The organism is Sporosarcina sp. FSL K6-1508 (genome assembly GCF_038007465.1).
GTDB classification, from domain to species: Bacteria; Bacillota; Bacilli; order Bacillales_A; family Planococcaceae; genus Sporosarcina; species Sporosarcina psychrophila_B.
Genome location: NZ_JBBOXF010000001.1, coordinates 800781 through 827500, shown reverse-complemented (window position 1 = coordinate 827500; position 26720 = coordinate 800781). Strand labels below are relative to the sequence as shown.

The window sequence follows — 26720 nt, the reverse complement described above, 5'->3', positions numbered from 1 at the left end:
TATCCTGAGTACGGCGGAACACGTGAAATTCCGTCGGAATCCGGGAGGACCATCTCCCAAGGCTAAATACTCCCTAGTGACCGATAGTGAACCAGTACCGTGAGGGAAAGGTGAAAAGCACCCCGGAAGGGGAGTGAAATAGATCCTGAAACCATGTGCCTACAAGTTGTCAGAGCCCGTTAATGGGTGATGGCGTGCCTTTTGTAGAATGAACCGGCGAGTTACGATTCCATGCAAGGTTAAGCAGTGAATGCGGAGCCGCAGCGAAAGCGAGTCTGAATAGGGCGTCAGAGTATGGGGTCGTAGACCCGAAACCAGGTGATCTACCCATGTCCAGGGTGAAGGTAAGGTAACACTTACTGGAGGCCCGAACCCACGTACGTTGAAAAGTGCGGGGATGAGGTGTGGGTAGCGGTGAAATTCCAATCGAACCTGGAGATAGCTGGTTCTCTCCGAAATAGCTTTAGGGCTAGCCTCAAACTTAAGAATCTCGGAGGTAGAGCACTGTTTGGACTAGGGGCCCATCCCGGGTTACCGAATTCAGACAAACTCCGAATGCCGATGATTTATGTTTGGGAGTCAGACTGCGGGTGATAAGATCCGTAGTCGAGAGGGAAACAGCCCAGACCACCAGTTAAGGTCCCCAAGTATTCGTTAAGTGGAAAAGGATGTGGCGTTGCCCAGACAACCAGGATGTTGGCTTAGAAGCAGCCATCATTTAAAGAGTGCGTAATAGCTCACTGGTCGAGTGGCGCTGCGCCGAAAATGTACCGGGGCTAAACGAATCACCGAAACTGTGGATTGACATCTTAGATGTCAGTGGTAGGAGAGCGTTCCAAGGGCGTCGAAGCTAGACCGTAAGGACTGGTGGAGCGCTTGGAAGTGAGAATGCCGGTATGAGTAGCGAAAGAAGGGTGAGAATCCCTTCCACCGAATGCCCAAGGTTTCCTGAGGAAGGCTCGTCCGCTCAGGGTTAGTCAGGACCTAAGTTGAGGCCGAAAGGCGTAGACGATGGACAACAGGTTGATATTCCTGTACCACCTCCCCGCCGTTTGAGTAATGGGGGGACGCAGTAGGATAGGGTGAGCGCGCTGTTGGTTATGCGCGTCTAAGCAGTGAGGTGTGGAATGAGGCAAATCCCGTTCCTATAACATTGAGCTGTGATGGCAAGGGGAGTATTCCCCGGAGTCCCTGATTTCACGCTGCCAAGAAAAGCCTCTAGCGAGGCGGGAGGTGCCTGTACCGCAAACCGACACAGGTAGGCGAGGAGAGAATCCTAAGGTGATCGAGAGAACTCTCGTTAAGGAACTCGGCAAAATGACCCCGTAACTTCGGGAGAAGGGGTGCTCTGGTAGGGTGTTAAAGCCCGAGAGAGCCGCAGTGAATAGGCCCAGGCGACTGTTTAGCAAAAACACAGGTCTCTGCAAAACCGCAAGGTGAAGTATAGGGGCTGACGCCTGCCCGGTGCTGGAAGGTTAAGAGGAGAGGTCAGCGCAAGCGAAGCTTCGAATTGAAGCCCCAGTAAACGGCGGCCGTAACTATAACGGTCCTAAGGTAGCGAAATTCCTTGTCGGGTAAGTTCCGACCCGCACGAAAGGCGTAACGATCTGGGCACTGTCTCAACGAGAGACTCGGTGAAATTATAATACCTGTGAAGATGCAGGTTACCCGCGACAGGACGGAAAGACCCCGTGGAGCTTTACTGTAACCTGATATTGAATTCCGGTGCAGCCTGTACAGGATAGGTAGGAGCCTTGGATTCCGGAGCGCTAGCTTCGGATGAGGCGTTGGTGGGATACTACCCTGGCTGTATTGGACTTCTAACCCATGCCCCTTATCGGGGCAGGAGACAGTGTCAGGCGGGCAGTTTGACTGGGGCGGTCGCCTCCTAAAGAGTAACGGAGGCGCCCAAAGGTTCCCTCAGAATGGTTGGACATCATTCGCAGAGTGCAAAGGCATAAGGGAGCTTGACTGCGAGACCTACAAGTCGAGCAGGGTCGAAAGACGGGCTTAGTGATCCGGTGGTTCCGCATGGAAGGGCCATCGCTCAACGGATAAAAGCTACCCCGGGGATAACAGGCTTATCTCCCCCAAGAGTCCACATCGACGGGGAGGTTTGGCACCTCGATGTCGGCTCATCGCATCCTGGGGCTGTAGTCGGTCCCAAGGGTTGGGCTGTTCGCCCATTAAAGCGGTACGCGAGCTGGGTTCAGAACGTCGTGAGACAGTTCGGTCCCTATCCGTCGCGGGCGCAGGAAATTTGAGAGGAGCTGTCCTTAGTACGAGAGGACCGGGATGGACATACCTCTGGTGTACCAGTTGTCTTGCCAAAGGCATCGCTGGGTAGCTATGTATGGACGGGATAAATGCTGAAAGCATCTAAGCATGAAGCCCCCCTCGAGATGAGATTTCCCATTACGCAAGTAAGTAAGATCCCTCAAAGAAGATGAGGTTGATAGGTCTGGGGTGGAAGCACGGCGACGTGTGGAGCTGACGGATACTAATCGATCGAGGACTTAACCAATTTTGAAAAGGGCTTGATTACCCTGATTCTGTGTAGCACAATGTCTGTTTCATTCAGTTTTGAGCGAACAAGCTCAATAGAGTCTGGTGACGATTGCGAAGAGGTCACACCCGTTCCCATCCCGAACACGGAAGTTAAGCTCTTCAGCGCCGATGGTAGTTGGGGGTTTCCCCCTGTGAGAGTAGGACGTCGCCGGGCAACATGGTTTATATAAAACGAGAGGATTCTTTTGAATCCTCTCGTTTTGTATTGTGTAAATATTATTTTGGTGAAAATTAACGAAATAGATAAAAATGGTTCTAGGTCAAATGTTGGGGTGATGTGATTTGCACGTCACCCTTTATCCTAAATGAACACCGATTTCTTTATACTTAATATTCAATAAAAACTTTGCTTTAAAGTGATCGAAGCGCCTAAAACCCTACGCGTTACGCTTCATCACTTTTGTTTTGTTATTGATTCCCTCTAAAAAACCATTCGAATACGGGAAGATAAAACTATTTAAAATCTCCACTTGCCAGTTCTTAAACGTTTTTATGGCCTTTAGAAACGCTGGGATCTGAGCTTCCTCTACCTTACGGTAAAATTCCTCTAGTCGGCTTTTCACTTCTGCCACATCTTCTGTCGTTTTAGCCCAATCAAACCATTCACAGTAAGCCTCTTTCAGTTCATACGCCTTCTCCAATTCTTCAGACATCCCTAAATAGCGATCTAAATACCATCGATTCTTTTCGGTTAATTTTTCACTTCGCTTATACAATACATGACGCATTCGTTTACATTTCTTGCGGTCATACGCATGCCACTCTTTCTGTACTTTCCGTTGTACTTCATCAATTGCCCAGTAAATGTACCGACAATAATGGAAACGGTCCGCGATAATCGCAGGGCATCCTAACGCTTGTTTCACGGCTGCCTTAAAGCTAGGATTCATATCCATGACAACTAATTTAACATCAGATCCGTATTAATAGAGATAGTCTTTTATTGTATCTTTTCTGCGGTTCGGTAAAATATCAATCACTACATCTTTTAATCCAGGAATATTCATGTTAAAATTCATATGCACGTATCACCTTTCTTTTACTTGTTTCTAGACAATTCAAGTATAAAAGAACCGGTGATTACGTGCTTTTTTTTCTTTAAAATTGTATGGATACCCCAACAAATATTATAGAACCATAAAAATAAAGTCATTACCGTGGAATGGGTAATGACTTTTTACTTATATTTAAAGAAAAGCATTTGGAAGAACTGGGATAGAGTTGATATGAGCGGTCGTCCAAGTTATATGATCGGTCAGAGATAGGATATGAGCGGTTGCCCAAGTTATATGATCGGTCAGAGAGTGGATATGAGCGGTTGCCCAAGTTATATGATCGGTCAGAGATAGGATATGAGCGGTTGCCCAAATTATATGATTGGTCAGAGAGTGGATATGAGCGGTTGCCCAAGTTATATGATCGGTCAGAGATAGAATATGAGCGGTTGCCCAAGTTATATGATTGGTCAGAGAGTGGATATGAGCGGTTGCCCAAGTTATATGATTGGTCCAGAATAGGATATAAGCGGTTGACCAAGTTATATGATCGGTCAGAGATAGGATATGAGCGGTTGCCCAAATTATATGATTGGTCAGAGAGTGGATATGAGCGGTTGCCCAAGTTATATGATTGGTCCAGAATAGGATATGGGCGGTCGTCCAAGCTATATGATCGGTCGCACGCGTTCACAGACCTTTCCTTATTTGCGCTTAATGCGCACCGGATGTCGTCTATAATAGAAGGAAGAAAAGGAAGTGCAATCTATAATGACAAATTTTAATAGACAATAGTTAATAAAGGTCCTCATTTATTTTATTTCGTAGCCCACTGTCATTGATTCCAATCCTTCCGATTTTCCCCTCTTCTGAACAGATTGCCATCCCGCTTATCTCGAATTGTGTGATCTCGCCCACATTGTTTACATGCTCTACTTGAGCAGTAAAGCCATAATGTTTTGGTATGTTCGGATTATCACTTTGTATCACTTCGATATCAGCGATACTAAAATGATAATCGGCGGGAAAATAGTGGTACACAAAAGCAGGGGGAGTATTAACAAATGACTCAAATTCCAGTTCTGTAAAATAAGCCGAATAGGTTTCTTCTATGTCTGGCAACACCTCTGAGCCAACATACCCTTTATATGATGGGTCCGTTTGTTGCTTACCTAATTCCTCAGTTAAACGCAGGAGTTATTCATCCGGACCTGTGAATTCCTTTTCGAGAACAGCACGAATCACAGCTTTGTTCTTATCTTTCACTGGAGCAGCTACTTTGCCTTGAATCTCCAAGTTTTCTTGAGAACAACCCATAATCAAAAAACAAGAAAAAAGTATAAATAGAATACCTCCCAACGTTTTTATTAATCGATATTTGCCGAATGGTTTTAGATACATCATCAATCCTCCTTGTAATTTTAATAACCAATATTTTTCTTTTTTTAATCGGAAACCAATAGTAGTAACAAGAGTAATTATTTAAGGAGTCTTAGTATTCTTTCTATTATCTCACTAAAATATTTATCAACATCCAAAAAATAGGTACTTATGATCTGTTGAAATTCAAAAAACACCCCAATTAAAGTACGTATTAAGATGCTAAATTGGGCATTAAATTTTCTTATATCCTGTGTGAAACCCTTGTGATATCATCAGTTATTTTAAGTTTTGTATAACTCAGCGGGCCACGATAATTTTTTTTCCAGATAGTCAATTTGATCATATGACTAGTCTCAGGTGTAATACGTTTACTTGCCTGGTTTATATGATTGGTCCTGTTAAAAAATTATGTAATGTTGGCAAGAGGGAAAGTTCATTATTGTCTCTTTTTAACTGAATGATGGCATAACCTGCTTTTTGAATTTCAATAGCGAAGAAATATATCTAGTAAGAAATGCGTAACAACGTATCTTTACTATATGATTAAGTTCTAATTGCTACAGTAAAAGTGAAATAAACTTTCAAGTTAGTACTGAAATTGAAAGTAGTTGTTATAAGAATAGAGGAAATCCATGACTTGGGATTTCGCGAATACATTAAAAATTTACGTGAAAAAGGGATAGGTACGATACAATCTAGCAATTTGAAAAGTATTTTAAAATAAGACTTGCATTTTGTAAGGTAGGCTGGTATATTTAAAAAGTTGCTTTTGCGACATAGTGAAAACAACGAAAAAAAGAAATTGAAATTAGTTGTTGACACGGAAAGCATAACTTGATATGATATAAGAGTTGCTACTGAAACAACTGCAACCAAGAAAATAAGGAATGCTACTTAATTCCATCACAATGAACCTTGAAAACTGAACAGCAAAACGTCAATTAAATACAGCGAGAGTGCCACGTGCACTTGAGCAAAACGTTTCTAAGTAAGCCGACTTATGTCGGATGAAAAGAAACACAACTGAATCTTCAGATTCAGGGGAGGAACTTGATTCCTCCCAAGTCAGCAAGAAATGAGCTATTCATTTTCTTCTATTATGGAGAGTTTGATCCTGGCTCAGGACGAACGCTGGCGGCATGCCTAATACATGCAAGTCGAGCGGAATGATGGGAGCTTGCTCCCTGATTTCAGCGGCGGACGGGTGAGTAACACGTGGGCAACCTGCCCTACAGATGGGGATAACTCCGGGAAACCGGGGCTAATACCGAATAATCAGTTTGTCCGCATGGACAAACTCTGAAAGACGGTTTCGGCTGTCACTGTAGGATGGGCCCGCGGCGCATTAGCTAGTTGGTGGGGTAATGGCCTACCAAGGCGACGATGCGTAGCCGACCTGAGAGGGTGATCGGCCACACTGGGACTGAGACACGGCCCAGACTCCTACGGGAGGCAGCAGTAGGGAATCTTCCACAATGGACGAAAGTCTGATGGAGCAATGCCGCGTGAGCGAAGAAGGTTTTCGGATCGTAAAGCTCTGTTGTAAGGGAAGAACAAGTACGGGAGTAACTGCCCGTGCCATGACGGTACCTTATTAGAAAGCCACGGCTAACTACGTGCCAGCAGCCGCGGTAATACGTAGGTGGCAAGCGTTGTCCGGAATTATTGGGCGTAAAGCGCGCGCAGGCGGTTCTTTAAGTCTGATGTGAAAGCCCACGGCTCAACCGTGGAGGGTCATTGGAAACTGGAGAACTTGAGTACAGAAGAGGAAAGCGGAATTCCACGTGTAGCGGTGAAATGCGTAGAGATGTGGAGGAACACCAGTGGCGAAGGCGGCTTTCTGGTCTGTAACTGACGCTGAGGCGCGAAAGCGTGGGGAGCAAACAGGATTAGATACCCTGGTAGTCCACGCCGTAAACGATGAGTGCTAAGTGTTAGGGGGTTTCCGCCCCTTAGTGCTGCAGCTAACGCATTAAGCACTCCGCCTGGGGAGTACGGCCGCAAGGCTGAAACTCAAAGGAATTGACGGGGACCCGCACAAGCGGTGGAGCATGTGGTTTAATTCGAAGCAACGCGAAGAACCTTACCAGGTCTTGACATCCCGCTGCCCGGTGTAGAGATACGCCTTTCCCTTCGGGGACAGCGGTGACAGGTGGTGCATGGTTGTCGTCAGCTCGTGTCGTGAGATGTTGGGTTAAGTCCCGCAACGAGCGCAACCCTTGATCTTAGTTGCCAGCATTCAGTTGGGCACTCTAAGGTGACTGCCGGTGATAAACCGGAGGAAGGTGGGGATGACGTCAAATCATCATGCCCCTTATGACCTGGGCTACACACGTGCTACAATGGATGATACAGAGGGTTGCCAACCCGCGAGGGGGAGCCAATCCCATAAAATCATTCCCAGTTCGGATTGGAGGCTGCAACTCGCCTCCATGAAGCCGGAATCGCTAGTAATCGTGGATCAGCATGCCACGGTGAATACGTTCCCGGGTCTTGTACACACCGCCCGTCACACCACGAGAGTTTGTAACACCCGAAGTCGGTGGGGTAACCCTTACGGGAGCCAGCCGCCGAAGGTGGGACAGATGATTGGGGTGAAGTCGTAACAAGGTAGCCGTATCGGAAGGTGCGGCTGGATCACCTCCTTTCTAAGGATTATTACGGAATGTAGACCACGGGTCTGCACATTGACGTTTTGCGTTCAGTTTTGAAGGTTCATTACGCTTTTCAAGCAGGTTTATCACTTGAAGAAGCTACTATATGAGCATTCAAAACTTGTTCTTTGAAAACTGAATGAAACGACATTGATAGCAACAAATCAAGTAATCAACGTAGAGAAATTTATTTCTCTAGATCAGCACATGCAAATGAGTTGATCATGCAATGCCTTTTAACGAATTCCGATTTACATCGCTGTAAAGGAGAATTCACCAAAGAGGAATTCAAGAAGCGTAAGCTTGTTGGAAACCGAAAGGTTAAGTTAGAAAGGGCGCATGGCGGATGCCTTGGCACTAGGAGCCTAAGAAGGACGGCACTAACACCGATATGCTCCGGGGAGCTGTAAGTAAGCTTTGATCCGGAGATTTCCGAATGGGGAAACCCACTGTCCATAATGGGACAGTACGTTTACGTGAATACATAGCGTAAACGAGGCACACCCGGAGAACTGAAACATCTAAGTATCCGGAGGAAGAGAAAGAAAAATCGATTCCCTGAGTAGCGGCGAGCGAAACGGGAAGAGCCCAAACCAGGAAGCTTGCTTCCTGGGGTTGTAGGACACTCTATACGGAGTTACAAAGGAATGGATTAGACGAAGCGACCTGGAAAGGTCCGCCGCAGCGGGTAAAAGCCCCGTAGTCGAAAGTCCATTCTCTCCAGAGTGTATCCTGAGTACGGCGGAACACGTGAAATTCCGTCGGAATCCGGGAGGACCATCTCCCAAGGCTAAATACTCCCTAGTGACCGATAGTGAACCAGTACCGTGAGGGAAAGGTGAAAAGCACCCCGGAAGGGGAGTGAAATAGATCCTGAAACCATGTGCCTACAAGTTGTCAGAGCCCGTTAATGGGTGATGGCGTGCCTTTTGTAGAATGAACCGGCGAGTTACGATTCCATGCAAGGTTAAGCAGTGAATGCGGAGCCGCAGCGAAAGCGAGTCTGAATAGGGCGTCAGAGTATGGGGTCGTAGACCCGAAACCAGGTGATCTACCCATGTCCAGGGTGAAGGTAAGGTAACACTTACTGGAGGCCCGAACCCACGTACGTTGAAAAGTGCGGGGATGAGGTGTGGGTAGCGGTGAAATTCCAATCGAACCTGGAGATAGCTGGTTCTCTCCGAAATAGCTTTAGGGCTAGCCTCAAACTTAAGAATCTCGGAGGTAGAGCACTGTTTGGACTAGGGGCCCATCCCGGGTTACCGAATTCAGACAAACTCCGAATGCCGATGATTTATGTTTGGGAGTCAGACTGCGGGTGATAAGATCCGTAGTCGAGAGGGAAACAGCCCAGACCACCAGTTAAGGTCCCCAAGTATTCGTTAAGTGGAAAAGGATGTGGCGTTGCCCAGACAACCAGGATGTTGGCTTAGAAGCAGCCATCATTTAAAGAGTGCGTAATAGCTCACTGGTCGAGTGGCGCTGCGCCGAAAATGTACCGGGGCTAAACGAATCACCGAAACTGTGGATTGACATCTTAGATGTCAGTGGTAGGAGAGCGTTCCAAGGGCGTCGAAGCTAGACCGTAAGGACTGGTGGAGCGCTTGGAAGTGAGAATGCCGGTATGAGTAGCGAAAGAAGGGTGAGAATCCCTTCCACCGAATGCCCAAGGTTTCCTGAGGAAGGCTCGTCCGCTCAGGGTTAGTCAGGACCTAAGTTGAGGCCGAAAGGCGTAGACGATGGACAACAGGTTGATATTCCTGTACCACCTCCCCGCCGTTTGAGTAATGGGGGGACGCAGTAGGATAGGGTGAGCGCGCTGTTGGTTATGCGCGTCTAAGCAGTGAGGTGTGGAATGAGGCAAATCCCGTTCCTATAACATTGAGCTGTGATGGCAAGGGGAGTATTCCCCGGAGTCCCTGATTTCACGCTGCCAAGAAAAGCCTCTAGCGAGGCGGGAGGTGCCTGTACCGCAAACCGACACAGGTAGGCGAGGAGAGAATCCTAAGGTGATCGAGAGAACTCTCGTTAAGGAACTCGGCAAAATGACCCCGTAACTTCGGGAGAAGGGGTGCTCTGGTAGGGTGTTAAAGCCCGAGAGAGCCGCAGTGAATAGGCCCAGGCGACTGTTTAGCAAAAACACAGGTCTCTGCAAAACCGCAAGGTGAAGTATAGGGGCTGACGCCTGCCCGGTGCTGGAAGGTTAAGAGGAGAGGTCAGCGCAAGCGAAGCTTCGAATTGAAGCCCCAGTAAACGGCGGCCGTAACTATAACGGTCCTAAGGTAGCGAAATTCCTTGTCGGGTAAGTTCCGACCCGCACGAAAGGCGTAACGATCTGGGCACTGTCTCAACGAGAGACTCGGTGAAATTATAATACCTGTGAAGATGCAGGTTACCCGCGACAGGACGGAAAGACCCCGTGGAGCTTTACTGTAACCTGATATTGAATTCCGGTGCAGCCTGTACAGGATAGGTAGGAGCCTTGGATTCCGGAGCGCTAGCTTCGGATGAGGCGTTGGTGGGATACTACCCTGGCTGTATTGGACTTCTAACCCATGCCCCTTATCGGGGCAGGAGACAGTGTCAGGCGGGCAGTTTGACTGGGGCGGTCGCCTCCTAAAGAGTAACGGAGGCGCCCAAAGGTTCCCTCAGAATGGTTGGACATCATTCGCAGAGTGCAAAGGCATAAGGGAGCTTGACTGCGAGACCTACAAGTCGAGCAGGGTCGAAAGACGGGCTTAGTGATCCGGTGGTTCCGCATGGAAGGGCCATCGCTCAACGGATAAAAGCTACCCCGGGGATAACAGGCTTATCTCCCCCAAGAGTCCACATCGACGGGGAGGTTTGGCACCTCGATGTCGGCTCATCGCATCCTGGGGCTGTAGTCGGTCCCAAGGGTTGGGCTGTTCGCCCATTAAAGCGGTACGCGAGCTGGGTTCAGAACGTCGTGAGACAGTTCGGTCCCTATCCGTCGCGGGCGCAGGAAATTTGAGAGGAGCTGTCCTTAGTACGAGAGGACCGGGATGGACATACCTCTGGTGTACCAGTTGTCTTGCCAAAGGCATCGCTGGGTAGCTATGTATGGACGGGATAAATGCTGAAAGCATCTAAGCATGAAGCCCCCCTCGAGATGAGATTTCCCATTACGCAAGTAAGTAAGATCCCTCAAAGAAGATGAGGTTGATAGGTCTGGGGTGGAAGCACGGCGACGTGTGGAGCTGACGGATACTAATCGATCGAGGACTTAACCAATTTTGAAAAGGGCTTGATTACCCTGATTCTGTGTAGCACAATGTCTGTTTCATTCAGTTTTGAGCGAACAAGCTCAATAGAGTCTGGTGACGATTGCGAAGAGGTCACACCCGTTCCCATCCCGAACACGGAAGTTAAGCTCTTCAGCGCCGATGGTAGTTGGGGGTTTCCCCCTGTGAGAGTAGGACGTCGCCGGGCACCATGGTTTATATAAAACGAGAGGATTCTTTTGAATCCTCTCGTTTTTGCGTTATCCGTACACTTTTATGTATAGTATTTGCCTAGTAGAAGTAATAGTCTTTTTGTGTTTAACTGTAGTAATGAAGGTAAACTTATCTTAGTAGAAGAAAGGAAGCGAAATTGTCGGTTAAGGAAGTCATAAAATTGGTTTTGGATGCAATAGGATTATTTCGATTAGTTGTCATCTGGTAAGTCGCTCAAATTAATTGCTTGGTACCACGTACTAAACATCATCACTTCAATCCCCAATCCTTGTAATTGTTCCTGCATCAGCCTATGGTTTATATAAGTCTAAAATTAAAGGAGCTAACTCAATGAAGACTATTTATGAGTTTTCGGTCAAAAAACCGAACGGTGACGTCCAATCAATGGAAGACTACAAAGGAAAGCCTTTAATTATAGTGAATACGGCAAGTAAATGCGGTTTTACCAGCCAGTTCAAGGAATTGCAGGAACTATATGAAGAACATAAAAATCAAGGGCTCGTTATTCTGGGCTTTCCTTCGGACAATTTCAATAATCAAGAGTTTAATGATATTGAGAAGACGATGGAATTCTGTGAAGTCAATTACGGTGTAACCTTTCCGATGTTTGCAAAAGTCAACGTGAAGGGTGACCAAGCAGAACCACTTTTCACATTTCTAACTTCCCAAAAAAAGGGGATACTGACAGAGGGGATCAAGTGGAACTTTACGAAGTTTTTAATTGATCGCGAAGGACAAGTTGTCGAACGGTTTGCACCACAAACTTCACCTCTTAAAATGAAGAATTCAATAAATCAAGTTGTTCAGTGAATAATAGGAATACTTTTACTTGTCCTTCCTACCTTGACAGCTATTGTGACCGCTGATACCCTTTTAATAATATTCAATTATAACTAACAGGAGGTATGTTGGAATGTGGGAAACAAAATTTACGCGTGAAGGGCTTACATTTGATGATGTGTTGCTAATACCGGGACCATCTGAAGTATTGCCCAAAGATGTATCGCTCTCTGTCGAACTGACAAATAAGATAAAATTAAACATCCCCGTTATTAGCGCCGGAATGGATACGGTTACTGAATCGAAGATGGCAATTTCTATGGCGCGTCAAGGTGGACTTGGTATTATCCATAAGAATATGAGCATCGAAGAACAAGCTGAACAGGTTGTTACTGTAAAACGTTCAGAAAATGGCGTTATTACAAATCCATTTTTCCTGTCACCTGAGCATCAGGTTTTCGACGCTGAGCATCTAATGAGTAAATACCGTATTTCTGGCGTTCCAATTGTTAATAATACTGAAGAATTAAAGCTGGTAGGTATTCTGACAAACCGTGATCTTCGCTTCATTCAAGATTATTCACTTGTTATTGATGATGTCATGACGAAAGAGAATCTTGTAACGGCGCCGGTTGGTACAACATTGGAAGATGCAGAGAAAATCTTACAAAAGTATAAAATTGAAAAGCTTCCGATCGTCGATGAGAAGGGAATCCTTAAAGGGTTGATCACAATTAAGGATATTGAAAAAGTAATCGAGTTTCCAAATGCCGCAAAAGATAAACAAGGTCGTTTGCTTGTAGGCGCAGCGGTTGGTGTTACGACAGATACGATGGTACGCGTAGAGAAACTTGTAAATGCTGAAGTCGATGTTGTTGTCATCGATACGGCACATGGCCATTCTAAAGGTGTTCTGGATGTGGTTGCTCAGATTAGACGCCAGTTCCCGGATCTTGAAATCATTGCAGGCAATATTGCGACTGCAGAAGGTGCGCGTGCGCTCTTTGAAGCGGGTGCAGATGTCGTCAAAGTCGGCATAGGACCTGGCTCAATCTGTACGACGCGTGTGGTTGCAGGTGTGGGTGTTCCACAAATTACAGCGGTCTACGAATGTGCTTCAGAAGCACGTAAGGTAGGCAAAACAATTATTGCTGACGGTGGTATTAAGTACTCCGGTGATATTGTCAAAGCGCTTGCCGCCGGTGGGCATGCTGTTATGCTAGGAAGTCTTCTTGCGGGTACAACGGAAAGTCCGGGAGAAACTGAAATATTCCAAGGACGGCGTTTTAAAGTTTACCGTGGTATGGGATCAATTGCTGCGATGGAGCGCGGTTCGAAAGACCGTTATTTCCAAGAGGACGCGAAAAAGCTTGTACCTGAAGGAATCGAAGGGCGTATGCCTTACAAAGGGTCTTTGTCGGACACGATTCATCAGTTAATCGGCGGTGTTCGTGCAGGTATGGGTTATTGTGGTACAAAGGACTTGCGTGATTTGCGTGAGAAAGCACAGTTTATCCGCATGACGGGTGCAGGATTGCGTGAAAGTCATCCACATCAAGTACAAATTACAAAAGAAGCGCCGAATTATACACTTTCATAAGGGATTTTGTTTCAAGAATTAACTTTCCCTGTGTTTTGAATCGGAATGAAGGAACTTCATCACCTTTCCTGCGTCTACATATGAGCGGAAAGGTGTTTTTTCGGTTTAGTTCCCATGGAGTAGCAGAAATATGATAAAATGTCTTTAGGGAAATAGCGATGACGGAGGTATTATGGTGAAGCGAGAGATGAGAAAATTGGTGGCATTCCTGTTAGTGCCGTTATTATTAATAATGACATGGGGCACGGTTCCGGTTTACGCCGAATCAGCACTAGGCATCCATGTTGACGGAGCGATTTTAATTGACGCGGATAGCGGAAAAATACTATATGAAGAAAATGCAGATACGCCTCTAGGTATTGCTAGTATGACAAAAATGATGACTGAATATATTCTTTTTGAAGCAATTAAAGAAGGTAAAATAAGCTGGGATCAGGAATATAAAGTGAACGACTATACATATGCCGTTTCACAAGACCGTCGTCTCAGTAATGTTCCTCTGCGAAGAGATGGAACGTATACAATACGTGAGTTGTATGAAGCATTAGCAATCTATTCTGCAAATGCAGCGACAATTGCAATTGCAGAAACGATAGCAGGAACGGAAACAGAGTTTCTGAAACTGATGAATTCGAAAGCGGAAGAACTGGGCTTAAAAGATTATAAATTTGTCAATTCAACGGGCTTGAATAATGGTGATCTTCAAGGGATGCATCCACAAGGGACAGGTCCTCAGGATGAAAACGTTATGCCTGCGAAATCGGTTGCAAAGCTTGCATACCATTTACTGCACGATTATCCTGAAGTGTTAGAAACGACAAAAATCAATACAAAAGTTTTCCGTGAAGGAACAACTGATCGAACTGTGATGAAAAACTGGAACTTCATGCTTCCAGGATTTGTTTATGAATACGAAGGTGTTGATGGTCTGAAGACAGGTACGACTGACTTTGCGGGGCACTGCTTCACAGGGACAGCCACAAGGGACGGTAAACGGGTGATTGCTGTTGTTATGAAAGCGGTTGATGCAAAAGGAGTAGGGTCATACAAAGCACGATTCGATGCGACACGTGCTCTGTTCGATTACGGTTTTGGTCAATTTTCGGAAGTAGAGTTCGTTCCGGCCGGCTATCAGTTTAAAGGTTCTAAAACACTTGACGTTACTAAAGGAAAAGCGAAAAATGTTGCCGTGGAAGTGAAGGAACCGATTCGCATGATGGTGAAAACAAGTGAAAAAGATTTATATGTACCTGAACTTGTACTTGATGAATCAAAAGTAAAAGAAGGTGCACTACAAGCACCAATTAAAAAAGACACTGTTGTGGGGCATGTGAATCTCGTGAAAACGGAAGGAACTGATTACGGTTTCATTGATTCCGATAATCCGGGAACTGAGGTTGTTACGAAAGATGCAGTCGAGAAGGCAGGCTGGTTTTCACTTACAATGAGTGCGATTGGCGCCTTCTTTGCAAGCATCTGGAGTAGTGCAACAGGGTTTGTAAAAGGTCTATTTAAATAAGAAAAGCTGAAGGCGCTTGGAGTCTAGACACTGACCCGAGTAGTTAAAACTTATACTATCTTGTCTATTAAACAGTAAAGGCGAAACATCCTTAAAAGGATGCTTCGCCTTTTTTTGTCTAAACTCAAGTAGGAAGAGAATTAACAAGTACTTTCGCTTTTACAGATATTCCAAGCCTTCATAAGGTCTTCTACGGCCTTGGTGATATCCTCTGTAGAAAGGCCGCCGAAACCGAGAAGAAAGGAGGGTTCCCCCGCTTGGGCAACTGTTCTATACTCATTTAAGCCGTATACACGGATACTTGCTTTCCGTGCAGCGAGTACCAGGGATTTTTCATTTGTTTCGGTGTGGACGGTTAGGATAATATGCATGCCTGCTTCATCGCCTGAAAATGAAACGTAGGGAGCATAGGATGCCAGAGTCTCTGTAAGAACTTGAAGCTTGCGTTTATATATTTTCCGCATTCTATTAAGATGACGTGAAAAATGACCGTCTGCCATAAAACGCGCCAGGATATGCTGATCGAGCCGCGGTACTGTAGCTGAGTAATGGATGAATGCCTTTTCATAGCGATTTAGCAATACAGGAGGAAGCACCATATAAGCAATTCGTAGCGAGGGCATAAGCGATTTTGAAAAGGTGCTCAAATAGATGACGTTGCCGCCCTTATCCATACCTTGTAAAGAAGGAATCGGTCTGCCGGTATAGCGGAACTCACTGTCATAATCATCTTCAATAATAAAATTTCCGTTAACTGAGGAAGCCCAGTTCAATAAAGCGGTCCTGCGCGATGCGGAAAGGACGCTGCCTGTCGGGAACTGATGAGAGGGAGTCACATAGGCAACAGTTGCTCCTGAGCGTTGCAGGAGGCTTACATCCATCCCTTCTTCATCGACTGCAATCGGAATTGCTACCCGGTTATTATGGAAAAATACATGATGGGTGAGTGGGTAGCCAGGATCCTCTATTGCATATGTCGCTTCTGTCCCTAGAACCCGGATGACGAGGGGCATGAGCTGTTCTGTCCCGGAGCCGATAATAACCTGCTCGGGAATACAGTCAACACCGCGCGAATGATATAAATAACGCGAAATTTCTTGACGAAGCTCCCAATCACCATGAGGGTGTCCAAGAAGAAGAAGATTCCGAGAAGATTCATCCATAACGTCTTTTGCGTACTTCCGCCATTGCGTAAAAGGAAATGATTCAGTATCGATTTTGCCAGGCGAGAAGTCGAAAGATACATCTACAATTTTTTCGGTCACCATTTCCTCTGCAACTTGCATCGGTTGGACGTAGGCGAGCTCTTCAATTGCTTGTACGTAAAAACCTTTCCGAGGTTTCGAGGAGATAAACCCCTCAGCCGCCAACTGTGCATAGGCAAGTTCAACAGTTGTCTGGCTCACATTGAGAAAGTCACCGAGTTTTCGTTTCGAAGGAAGTTTCATACCTACAGGCAATTTGCCATCTGTAATATCCCGTCTTAGTTGGTTGTACATTTGTTCATATAGCGGGGTATTTATACTTTTCTCTAGCTTGATTAATAACATTTCCATGGCAATCCCTCCATCTGACCCCTTCAAGTTGATCGGAACTGAGTATTTCAATAAGGTCATATTCCATTATACTGAACAATAAGAAAAGAGGGAAGCGCCTGTTCAGAGGCGACAGGCAAAAGACGGGCTGACGGAACGGCGTTCTTTGCCGTATAGTCCGCATGGCTTATGATTCGAGCCTCTAGGCGCTGAACTCTAGACAATAAGAAAAGGGGGAAGTTAATATGAACTTTAAATACGGTGGGGTTATTATGGACGTTATTAATGCAGAGCAAGCAAAAATAGCAGAGGCGGCAGGCGCAATTGCAGTAATGGCATTGGAACGGGTTCCTTCTGATATAAGGAAAGCTGGCGGCGTGGCGCGCATGGCGGATCCGCGCATCATTACGGACGTACAAGGGGCTGTTTCGATTCCAGTCATGGCGAAGGCACGTATCGGTCATATTTCCGAAGCACGTGTACTTGAAGCACTCGGTGTCGATTATATTGATGAAAGTGAAGTATTGACACCGGCTGATGAAGAGTTTCATTTGTTGAAAAGCGTATACAGTGTGCCTTTCGTTTGTGGAGCGCGTGATCTTGGAGAAGCAGCACGCCGTCTCGGGGAAGGTGCTAAAATGCTTCGTACAAAAGGTGAGCCAGGTACAGGGAACATCGTTGAGGCAGTACGTCATTTGCGCATGGTCAATGCACAAGTGAGTAGACTTGTTCATATGAATGAAGACGAAATCATGACGGAAGCGCGTAATCTTGGCGCACCTTATGAAATCCTCCTTGCCATCAAAAAACACGGACGTCTTCCTGTGACAAACTATGCAGCAGGTGGCGTAGCTACACCTGCTGATGCTGCACTGATGATGGAGCTTGGCGCGGACGGCGTATTTGTAGGTTCAGGTATCTTCAAATCAGAGAACCCTGAAAAATTTGCACGTGCGATTGTCAAAGCAACGGAAAACTTCAAAGACTATAAATTGATTGGCGAGCTGTCCAAAGACATCGGCGAACCGATGAAAGGGCTGGAAATCGGGACTCTTCAAGAGGAAGAGCTTATGTCAGTACGCGGTTGGTAATGAATTAATAAAAGAGTAAAAATTAAACCGTACTATAAGTTGAAGGGGTTAATATGTTCAGTAGATGAGCATATTACCCCTTCTTTTTTATTTTTATTTGCGACCGATTTTTGTAACTTGCGTCTAAGTATATAAGTTGAAATAAATAATTCCTTTAAATACGCTTTGGCTACCCCAGATATGGCGCCTACGCTACGTTAATACATGTGTTCATAAATTCACCATATCTGGTAGGAAGAAAGGGGATGGAAATCTGTGGATACCCAAGAAACTGTTGCACAATGGTATGACGATTACGGTGAAGCTATATTTACATACATTTTGATGATGGTGAAAGATTATCAACATGCGGAAGATTTAACACAGGAAACATTTGTGAAGGCTTATCGAAAGCATGATACGTTTTTACATCAATCGAGTATTAAAACATGGTTATTTAGCATTGCTCAAAATACTACGAAAGATTACTTACGTAAAAAGAATCCGTTGCAACATTATTTAGATCTGTCATTGAATGATCGTGATTTAGCCCCTTTGCCGCATCAATTGATGGAAATGAACGAACGGGAAGTAGTCTTGATCCATACTTTACAAAAATTAAAACCATCTTATAGGCAAGTAATCGTTCTGCGTAAGCTAAAAGAGTTTTCGACGAAAGAAACCGCTGAAGTTTTAGGTTGGTCAGACAGTAAGGTGAAAAGCACATTACAACGGGGGTTACAGGAATTAAAATACAAGCTGATAGAAGGGGGATTTAGATATGAAGCAATCATTTGATGATGAGCTAAATAACTCTTTTGAGAAACTAAAACAAAATCTCCACATGAAGGCAGAATATCATGGGAAATTGCGAAAGAGTATTTTGCTTGAAAGTAAGAAGACTGTAGAGAAGAAACTATCAAGCAAAAAGATTTGGCTCTCAGTGGCAGCTACTCTCCTTTTGTTAGTGGGAAGTTCACCATTGTATTCCCCAACAATGGCCTCTTTGGCAGCAAAAATCTTGCCTCTTCAAATCCCAGTGGGCAACTCATCAACTGTCGATTCGCTACATTCAAAGATTATGGAAATTCTTGAGCAATCGGGGTATGAAGCATCTTCTGTCGGCACAAGGCCTAATCCTTATACAATTGAAATCGTATTGATGAAAGGCGCAGATAGTCTTGTATCAATGAAAAAAGTGCTTGTACCCCAACTTGAACAATTGCTATATGACCAAGGCACCGATCAATACCGATTAAACATTACTCTATTTGAAGGCAGTGAAGAATTACCGGAAAGACATCGTAAATTGGGTACTCTAATGGATGAAGTAGATGTTGTTATTAGCAGTGCATTCTTGAAGTATGGCTATTCCGACTTGGCACAACATGCTACATATGGCATTAAAGAAGGATTCTTTTCAAACGTACTTGAAATTGATATACCAGATCATGTGAAGGAAGCAGAGGCAATTCAAAAATTTGTCATTGAAGCGATTGATGAAGATAGTTTAGACATTAAGGAGGTCAAAGTACATTATTACAATGCGAAACACCGTAGTCAAGATAACCGTTGGGCATATATTGTAAGTGATATTCATGCAGCGCTAGCTGGTAAGTCCATTTACAATGTGACAGGAATTAGCTATAAGGTGAAAGGCGGCGTGACAAATGTTTGGATTAAAACAGCGTTACCGGAATACCCCGACAAACAGATTATTTCAGATATTGAAACGGCCCTTCAAACGTATTTAGCAACAAAAGAAATTAAGGAAACGATTCAAAGCGACCATTATAAGATTCAATTAATAAATGAAGATGAAACCCATTTATTACAGGTTTCAAATATTCCTGGTGAATAGTTAAAATAGGTTTGTCTTTATGGCCATCTTCGTTAAATGAAGATGGCTTTGTTATACTTGGATAGAGGTGATTTGAATGGAACGGTTAAAAGTTTTTGATGAAAACTATACATATTTGAGAGATGAAAGTAGAGATGATGTTCATCTTAAAGGACTGTGGCATGAAACATTCCATTGTTGGCTACTGGATGAAAAGTTCATCTATATTCAAAAAAGAAGTAACGTGAAAAAGGATTTCCCTGGTTTGTACGATATTACCGCTGCGGGGCACATCCTTTCAACCGAAACTGTGATGGACGGCATTCGGGAAGTGGAAGAGGAACTAGGTATCGAAATTGATATGCAGAAGCTCCATTCGAAAGGCATCGTGCGGGACGGCATTGAACTGTCGAACTTTATTGACCATGAGTTTGCGAACGTCTTCCTGTATGAATCAACATTTACAGCAAGAGACTTTTCGTTACAACTGGAAGAAGTGGAAAGCGTCCATATCGTGAAACGGGAAGACTTGATTCAACTATTCCTATCGGAAGTCATGACAGTGACCTGCAGGAATATTCATGACGGGACGACGGTAATAATCAGCCTTCCTGATTTTGTTCCACATGAAAGGATGTATTTTGAACAAGTTGCATTATTCATGAGAGGACTATAACGGAAAGCGGTTACATCTTTTCTTTGAATGACTTGCCAAAAAATCAACCTTGTAGTAAAGTAATACTAATTTCAAACATGAGACGATGATGGGAAGCAGTAGCAAGAATGTTTTTTTGAAGAGAGCCGGCGGGTGGTGCGAGTCGGTAAAGACACTTGTGAATCCGTCCCTGAGTAGCCGGGCTGAAACGTATAGTAGGCCTGAGCCGGCAGTTGAACCGTTACTTCAATGGAGTGGATTGGACTTAAGTGTCCAGTCAATTTGGGTGGCAACGCGGGTAGTTCTCGTCCCTTTTATAGGGGATGGAGGGCTTTTTTTATTGTCCAGTTTTAGTGCCCGGAGCTCGGGGTCATAAGTCGTCCCTGACCAAGTGCTAACGCTTTTCTTTTGAGCACTGCTAATCCATTATCGTCTAAAACTCAAGGAGGAATCACCTATGCTAGATATTAAAAGAGTCCGTGCCAATTTTAATGAAGTAAAAGAGAAACTCTCTAAACGTGGAGAAGATATTTCTCAGCTCGACAACTTCCAAGGTCTTGACGACAAACGCAGAGAATTGATTGCAAAAGTTGAAGTCTTGAAAGCGGAGCGTAATGAAGTATCTCAAAAGGTCGCTGAGATGAAGCGCAACAAGGAAAATGCAGATGAAGTTATTGCGCGTACACGTCAAGTCGGAGATGAAATCAAAAAACTTGATGAAGAATTGAATACAGTGGAAGAAGAATTGAACTATATCATGATGCGTATTCCCAACGTACCACATGACAGCGTTCCGGTTGGCGATAGCGAAGACGATAACGTTGAAGTTCGTGTGTGGGGGGAGAAGCCTGAATTTGGATTTGAACCTAAACCGCATTGGGATTTAGGAACGGATTTACAACTTCTTGACTTCGAACGTGCTGCAAAAGTGACAGGAAGCCGTTTTGTTTTCTACCGCGGACTCGGTGCACGTCTAGAGCGCGCATTAATCAACTTCATGCTGGATCTTCATATTGAAGAACACGGTTATGAAGAAATACTGCCGCCGTACTTGGTAAATCGTACAAGCCTGACAGGGACTGGCCAGTTGCCGAAATTTGAGGAAGATGCATTTTTAGTTAATGAAGAGGATTACTTCCTTATCCCTACATCTGAAGTGCCTGTAACGAACTTCCACCGTGATGAAATCCTGAATGTTGCACAATTGCCGGTAGCATTTGCAGCATACAGCACAAACTTCCGTTCAGAAGCAGGTTCTGCGGGGCGCGATACACGGGGATTAATCCGTCAGCATCAGTTCAACAAAGTAGAACTCGTCCGTTTCGTAAAACCGGAAGATTCTTATGATGAATTAGAAAAACTGACTGGGCATGCGGAAAAAGTGTTACAGTTGTTGAAATTACCATACCGTGCATTGAAAATGTGCACAGCAGATCTGGGTTTCACTGCAGCGAAGAAATACGATCTTGAAGTATGGATTCCGACTCAAAATATGTATCGTGAAATTTCTTCTTGTTCAAACTTTGAAGACTTCCAGGCGCGCCGTGCAAATATCCGTTTCCGCCGTGAAGCAGGGGCAAAACCTGAATACGTTCATACATTGAACGGAAGCGGCCTGGCAATTGGGCGTACCGTGGCAGCAATTCTAGAAAATTATCAGCAGGAAGACGGTTCAGTCGTTATTCCCGAAGTTCTCCGTCCGTATATGGGCGGGAAAGAAGTTATTACTTTGTGAAAACAAAAATCGTGCAAGGCGTCATTCGATGTCTCGCACGATTTCTTTTTTAGTCCGTCTAGACTTCAGCACCCTTGATCAAGGCGCTTACGCTTTTGGTCAATTTTTTTTCGTTCGCGTATCGCTCTAAAAAACGCTGTCAGCATCTCCCCGCATTCATCCGCAAGGACGCCTTCAACCACCTCACATTCATGATTAAACCGTGGATCGTTCAATAAGCGATAGAGTGAGTCGACGCAACCGCCTTTTGGATCGCGGGCACCGTAGACGACACGAGGAATTCTGGATTGTAAAATAGCGCCTGCGCACATCGGGCATGGTTCAAGTGTTACATACAGCGTCGTATCTTCAAGCCGCCAGCTGCCAATTTCTTGGCATGCATCCTGAATGGCGGACAATTCTGCGTGTGTTACGGCATTTTGGGTTGTTTCACGTAAATTATGAGCGCGGGCAATTACTTTATCCGCATGGACGATGATTGCGCCAATGGGAACTTCGGCAAGCGCTTGTGCCTTCATCGCTTCGTCAATTGCCATTTGCATATATATCCGGTCTTTATTAAAAGTATCCAAAGTCATCTCTCCTTGAAGATATTGTAGCATTTTAATATGGTGAATGAAGGGTGATCTTCCAATTAGGAGCGATGGCTCTATAAGAGGCCCTATGGCTAATGCTTAGAAGCCGCCGGGTTTTAGATGCAGTCCCTAAAATTGTTCCACGTGGAAAAAGTCTGAAACGTTGAGCACGCTCTATTTTTCATTTCACCTGTGTGATAAAATGAAGAGCAATATATAATGTAGACGTGAAGGAGGATTTCTGATGTCTGTTCCATTCATAGCGATCGAAGGTCCGATTGGAGTTGGGAAAACATCACTTTCCAAAGCAGTCGCGGACAAACAGCAATTCTATCAGCTAAAAGAAATTGTGGATGAAAATCCATTTCTTAATAAATTTTACGATAACATCGAGGAATGGAGTTTCCAGACCGAAATGTTTTTTCTTTGTAACCGCTACAAACAGCTAAGTGATATTAAACCCGGAATAGTGGTTGAACAAAAACCGGTCGTTGCCGATTATCATATTTTTAAAAATCTCATTTTTGCGAAACGAACATTGCGTCCTGATGAGTATGTGAAGTACGAAGAAATCTATAAAATTTTAACGAAGGACATGCCTGTTCCGAATATCATTGTCTATCTCCACGCAAGCCTAGACACGCTTATGAAGCGAATCGCCCAGCGCGGGCGCGATTTTGAAAAAAACATGGATCCTGCTTATTTACAGCAACTTACAGAAGACTACAAAACGTTCATTACGTTTTTTGAATCAGCACATCCTGAAATACCTGTTCTTCGGTTCAATGGGGACGATCTAGATTTCGTAAACAATGAAAAGGATCTGCAATTTATTTTAGATACGGTCGATTCGTCGATACGAAAAGGAGTAAAGTTGAATGAACTTACGTGAAAAATACGACATCCCTCAAAATGCTGTCATTACAATTGCTGGGACGGTGGGGGTCGGCAAGTCAACGATGACGCAGGCACTTGCGGATGCACTGAATTTCAGGACATCATTTGAAAATGTCGATCAGAATCCCTACCTCGATCTTTTTTACAATGACTTTGAAAAGTGGAGCTTCCATTTACAAATTTACTTCTTGGCAGAGCGATTCAAAGAGCAGAAACGCATATTTGAATATGGCGGCGGATTTATCCAAGACCGTTCGATTTATGAAGATACAGGCATTTTTGCGAAAATGCATATGGAAAAAGGGACGATGAACCCCGTTGATTATGATACGTATACGAATCTGTTTGAAGCAATGGTTATGACACCCTATTTTCCGCATCCTGATTTGCTAATTTATTTGGAAGGACCGCTTGACGGCATCATTTCTCGTGTCAAAGAACGCGGTCGTCTGATGGAACAGGAGACACCGGTTTCATACTGGGAAGAAATGCACGAGCGCTATGAGAATTGGATCAATTCGTTCAATGCATGCCCGGTATTACGTCTAGATATCAATGATTATGATCTTCTTACTAATCCACGAGAAGTGGAAACGATTGTTGAGAAAATAGGACATTCCCTGAAGCAAACGTCACTTTTGAAGAAATGAAACCATCCACAAAAATATAGCGGGTTTTCTTTTCGGGGACAAAAAATTAGCAGGGTAAAACAGGGACCTATTCGCTTAGCGGACAGGTCCCTGTTTGTTCTATAAATAATTTAAAATAAAGAATACGTGACGGCGCGACTAGTCGTCTGCCTGGGATGTCAACTTGATGTCAGCCAGATGCTTCGCGACAACCTTCTTCCCTTCTTCCACCTGCTCGTCCGTGAAACCTTTACTCGTCATATTCGACTGCCACTTTACAAGATAGTTGCTCACTCTGTCCACTCGATCTGACGGGCTAGCCGCGGAAACTTCATGGCTAAAGCTGAGTTTCTCCTCATTCCAACCATCAATAAAGTGGGCGCTGGCTAAAACCAAAACTGAACACGCAATGGCGACTATTGAACACATTATGGCGATTACTTTGTAAGGCATTCCCATTCCCCCAGACAGCTTCTTTTCCTAACTGTACAGGAATTTCAGGGTTAATTAAATTTAAAAATTCTGATAAATAACGAGAGATACCCATTTATTTCGGAAAGAATTTCCTCCTATCCATTTCCTTCGACAGCTTAATTTGTCTAATGCTGATGGTGTGTAGGGGAAATTTCTTTTTTCGCGAGTCATCAAAATTGTTGCGATAGAAAAGCGGTTAATTCGTGGGAAATCTGGGAATTACCTAAAATTCGGAATTACCCGTAACCACAGCGGATTTATCAATCTCCTCACAAATTTACCTATTCCCCTCAATTTTATCGCATCGTATGCAAGTTGAACTCCAAATATTGAGCAACTATACAAAAAGAAGGACAGGCTGTTTCACTATAGCCCGTCCTTCTCTTCTGCATCAGGCCTAGGCACACATGGAATGTGGCCCAGCAGTTATTGTTGCATGAATCCTCGTGCTAGTTACTTTTATTTACCATGCTGAAGGGAGAAATAATCATATATAAAAATCCGTCGATTGATGGAGAATCATATTGAACGAAGAACTATAAACCCCATCTCTTGTAGAAGTAGTTAAGGAGTTTGAAAATTACTATAAACAAGAGATGAAATTGCCGGACCTCAAGCTTTCTAATTCTTACACCTTGACGAAATGGGGAAGGTAGCTCTAAGAATGGCTGATAGGAAAGCGGGTAGCATTGTTAATTAATTTCCAGGTGTGTTTATGCTATTCTGTTCAGAAAAATGGCACACTATCCAATGAGATGGTGTGCCATTAAATAGATAATGAAAAAGTTGAAACCTATACAAACTGTGCTCAGGCGCCTTGCAAGGGGGAGACAGAGGCATTCTCTAGCGCTGAAACGAATTCAATGTGATGTTTTATTTCAACAAGTTTGGTTAGAGAGTACCGCCGATTTCAGAAAAAATTCAGCGTAAAGCTCTTTCAGTATTTTCGTTTCATCTTTTTTATGAACACCGAAGACAAGACTTACTTCTGATGAACCTTGGTTAATCATTTGAATACTGGCGCCTGTACGGGCGATTGCAGAGGCGGCACGGGCAGCGAGTCCAGTAGAATGGCGCATTCCTTCACCGACCAGCACAATCATGGAGTAATTGGAATGCATATGGACATGATCCGCATTCAATTCCTCTTTCGCCCGGCGTACAATTCGGGCTTCTTTATCCGCATTGAGAAATTTACTTCTGATGATGACGGACAAATTATCGATACCGGAAGGAGTGTGTTCAAATGGAATTTCTTCTTCCTCTAATATTTGCAATAACTTTCTTCCGAAACCAATTTCTTGGTTCATCAAGTACTTATCGACGAACAACGTAGAAAATCCACTATCCGCAGCGATGCCGATAACCGGCTGTGCAAAGTAATTGCGTTCTTTAACAATAAGCGTTCCAGACGCTTCGGGATTATTGGTATTTTTAATGCAGACAGGAACAGAACGACGGAATGCGGGCATGAGCGCTTCATCATGGAAGACGGAGAATCCTGCATAAGCCAGTTCACGCATTTCACGATAGGTCATTTTTTCAATACCGACAGGGTTGTCGACGACAGTCGGATTGGCCGCAAAGACAGAATCGACGTCCGTGAAGTTTTCATACAGTTCAGCTTCAGTTGCTGCCGCTAGTAAAGAACCTGTAATATCCGATCCGCCTCTATTGAAGGTACGGAGTGTTCCGTCTTTGGTATAGCCGAAAAAGCCAGGAAAAACAATTAGTCCTGGTTTGTCGCGTAATTGTACTAGACGCTCATCTCCTTCCGGCAGTGCCCGTACCCGTTCAGGTCGCTCATTGACAAGCAGTCCGGCTTTTTTTGGACACATATAGTGTGCGTCCATTCCTATATGTGTGAAATAAGCTGCAATTAGCTTCGCATTGTTATCTTCTCCCGATGCTTTTAAGCAATCCATAAAAAGAACGACATCATTTCTGTCTTTATTGAGCCGTTCATACAAGTCATTTTGGATAGTGGATACAATATCCATGGAAATTCCGAGCCCGGCAGCAATTTGTTGGTAACGATTTACTACTTCCATCAGTTCGATTTCTATATCTTCGCCGTTAAGAGCCTTCTCGGCAAGGCGAATTAGCAGATCTGTTACTTTATCGTCCGAGCTAAACCGTTTCCCGGGTGCCGAGACAACTATTATTTTGCGGGCAGGATCAGATGCAATAATTTGTGCAACTTTTTTTATTTGATCGGCAGATGCGACCGACGTTCCGCCAAATTTACAAACTTTCATTTTCATCAAATCCAATCTATATGTAATGGGGTAAATCAATCTAATCTATGACTTTATCATAAATGGGGTTGTTATTA

The 26720-nt window shown here is 44.4% G+C and carries 16 protein-coding genes, 5 rRNA genes, 1 pseudogene and 1 other annotated feature (1 of these 23 only partly in view); of the genes and pseudogenes, 15 read left to right on the top strand and 7 right to left on the bottom strand.

Annotation, left to right across the window (positions count from 1 at the left end):
• Together MKZ11_RS03850 and rrf (MKZ11_RS03845) are read left to right on the top strand one after the other, a co-directional pair.
• Positions 1–2524, top strand: a 23S ribosomal RNA gene (locus MKZ11_RS03850); it begins 409 nt to the left of the window's first position.
• An 82-nt stretch (positions 2525–2606) separates the two neighbouring features.
• A 5S ribosomal RNA gene (rrf, locus tag MKZ11_RS03845) occupies positions 2607–2722 on the top strand.
• A gap of 142 nt (positions 2723–2864) precedes the next feature.
• On the opposite strand, the pseudogene MKZ11_RS03840 reads toward rrf (MKZ11_RS03845), so the two are convergent.
• From MKZ11_RS03840 to MKZ11_RS03830, 3 genes and pseudogenes are all read right to left on the bottom strand, one after another.
• Positions 2865–3545: pseudogene (locus MKZ11_RS03840) on the bottom strand (ISL3 family transposase); the annotation flags it as partial.
• An 813-nt stretch (positions 3546–4358) separates the two neighbouring features.
• Positions 4359–4688 (bottom strand): hypothetical protein, encoded by a 330-nt coding sequence (locus tag MKZ11_RS03835; protein WP_340792705.1) that lies wholly within the window; start codon positions 4686–4688, stop codon positions 4359–4361.
• Between the two features lie 72 nt (positions 4689–4760).
• On the bottom strand, positions 4761–4964 hold the full coding sequence (locus MKZ11_RS03830) for a hypothetical protein (protein ID WP_340792704.1): 204 nt from the start codon (positions 4962–4964) through the stop codon (positions 4761–4763).
• A gap of 1078 nt (positions 4965–6042) precedes the next feature.
• Here MKZ11_RS03830 and MKZ11_RS03825 point away from each other — a divergent pair.
• From MKZ11_RS03825 to MKZ11_RS03800, 6 genes are all read left to right on the top strand, one after another.
• Positions 6043–7594: ribosomal RNA gene (locus tag MKZ11_RS03825) — 16S ribosomal RNA — on the top strand.
• A gap of 325 nt (positions 7595–7919) precedes the next feature.
• A 23S ribosomal RNA gene (locus MKZ11_RS03820) occupies positions 7920–10852 on the top strand.
• An 82-nt stretch (positions 10853–10934) separates the two neighbouring features.
• Positions 10935–11050: ribosomal RNA gene (gene rrf / locus MKZ11_RS03815) — 5S ribosomal RNA — on the top strand.
• The 16S, 23S and 5S rRNA genes sit together here, the layout of an rRNA operon.
• Before the next feature lie 356 nt (positions 11051–11406).
• A complete protein-coding gene (locus MKZ11_RS03810) occupies positions 11407–11886 on the top strand; it encodes a glutathione peroxidase (RefSeq protein ID WP_340792703.1) in 480 nt (159 codons plus the stop codon).
• A gap of 103 nt (positions 11887–11989) precedes the next feature.
• A complete protein-coding gene (gene guaB / locus MKZ11_RS03805) occupies positions 11990–13456 on the top strand; it encodes an IMP dehydrogenase (protein ID WP_340792702.1) in 1467 nt (488 codons plus the stop codon).
• Between the two features lie 172 nt (positions 13457–13628).
• Positions 13629–14975, top strand: a complete 1347-nt coding sequence (locus MKZ11_RS03800) for a serine hydrolase (RefSeq protein WP_340792701.1) — start codon at positions 13629–13631, stop codon at positions 14973–14975.
• Positions 14976–15115: 140 nt separating this feature from the next.
• Here MKZ11_RS03800 and pdxR read toward each other — a convergent pair whose 3' ends face one another.
• Positions 15116–16531 (bottom strand): MocR-like pyridoxine biosynthesis transcription factor PdxR, encoded by a 1416-nt coding sequence (gene pdxR / locus MKZ11_RS03795; RefSeq protein WP_340792700.1) that lies wholly within the window; start codon positions 16529–16531, stop codon positions 15116–15118.
• 224 nt (positions 16532–16755) lie between these two features.
• Between pdxR and pdxS the strand changes: the two genes are divergently transcribed.
• The 5 genes from pdxS (at position 16756) to serS (ending at position 21810) form a co-directional block, all read left to right on the top strand.
• Entirely contained in the window at positions 16756–17601 is an 846-nt protein-coding gene (pdxS, locus tag MKZ11_RS03790; RefSeq protein WP_340792699.1) for a pyridoxal 5'-phosphate synthase lyase subunit PdxS, read from the top strand.
• Positions 17602–17856: 255 nt separating this feature from the next.
• The gene (locus MKZ11_RS03785; protein WP_340792698.1) at positions 17857–18378 is read left to right on the top strand and encodes an RNA polymerase sigma factor; all 522 of its coding nucleotides are present in this window, start codon (positions 17857–17859) and stop codon (positions 18376–18378) included.
• The gene (locus MKZ11_RS03780; RefSeq protein ID WP_340792697.1) at positions 18362–19441 is read left to right on the top strand and encodes a hypothetical protein; all 1080 of its coding nucleotides are present in this window, start codon (positions 18362–18364) and stop codon (positions 19439–19441) included. The genes MKZ11_RS03785 and MKZ11_RS03780 overlap by 17 nt, the downstream gene beginning before the upstream one ends.
• Before the next feature lie 76 nt (positions 19442–19517).
• Positions 19518–20096, top strand: a complete 579-nt coding sequence (locus MKZ11_RS03775) for an NUDIX hydrolase (RefSeq protein WP_340792696.1) — start codon at positions 19518–19520, stop codon at positions 20094–20096.
• 76 nt (positions 20097–20172) lie between these two features.
• Positions 20173–20391, top strand: a binding site (T-box leader).
• A gap of 141 nt (positions 20392–20532) precedes the next feature.
• Positions 20533–21810: a serine--tRNA ligase gene (gene serS / locus MKZ11_RS03770; protein WP_340792695.1), complete on the top strand. Its 1278-nt coding sequence runs from the start codon at positions 20533–20535 to the stop codon at positions 21808–21810.
• Between the two features lie 65 nt (positions 21811–21875).
• Here serS and tadA read toward each other — a convergent pair whose 3' ends face one another.
• On the bottom strand, positions 21876–22382 hold the full coding sequence (gene tadA, locus MKZ11_RS03765) for a tRNA adenosine(34) deaminase TadA (RefSeq protein ID WP_340792694.1): 507 nt from the start codon (positions 22380–22382) through the stop codon (positions 21876–21878).
• 247 nt (positions 22383–22629) lie between these two features.
• Here tadA and MKZ11_RS03760 point away from each other — a divergent pair, with 247 nt between their 5' ends.
• Positions 22630–23277: a deoxynucleoside kinase gene (locus tag MKZ11_RS03760; protein WP_340792693.1), complete on the top strand. Its 648-nt coding sequence runs from the start codon at positions 22630–22632 to the stop codon at positions 23275–23277.
• Positions 23264–23932, top strand: coding sequence for a deoxynucleoside kinase (locus MKZ11_RS03755; protein WP_340792692.1), 669 nt, complete (start codon positions 23264–23266; stop codon positions 23930–23932). The genes MKZ11_RS03760 and MKZ11_RS03755 overlap by 14 nt, the downstream gene beginning before the upstream one ends.
• Before the next feature lie 346 nt (positions 23933–24278).
• On the opposite strand, the gene MKZ11_RS03750 is transcribed toward MKZ11_RS03755, so the two are convergent.
• Both MKZ11_RS03750 and MKZ11_RS03745 read right to left on the bottom strand, forming a co-directional pair.
• Complete coding sequence (locus MKZ11_RS03750) at positions 24279–24458, bottom strand: hypothetical protein (RefSeq protein ID WP_340792691.1); 180 nt, start codon at positions 24456–24458, stop codon at positions 24279–24281.
• An 805-nt stretch (positions 24459–25263) separates the two neighbouring features.
• On the bottom strand, positions 25264–26643 hold the full coding sequence (locus tag MKZ11_RS03745; RefSeq protein WP_340792690.1) for an aspartate kinase: 1380 nt from the start codon (positions 26641–26643) through the stop codon (positions 25264–25266).
• Positions 26644–26720 lie beyond the last annotated feature (77 nt).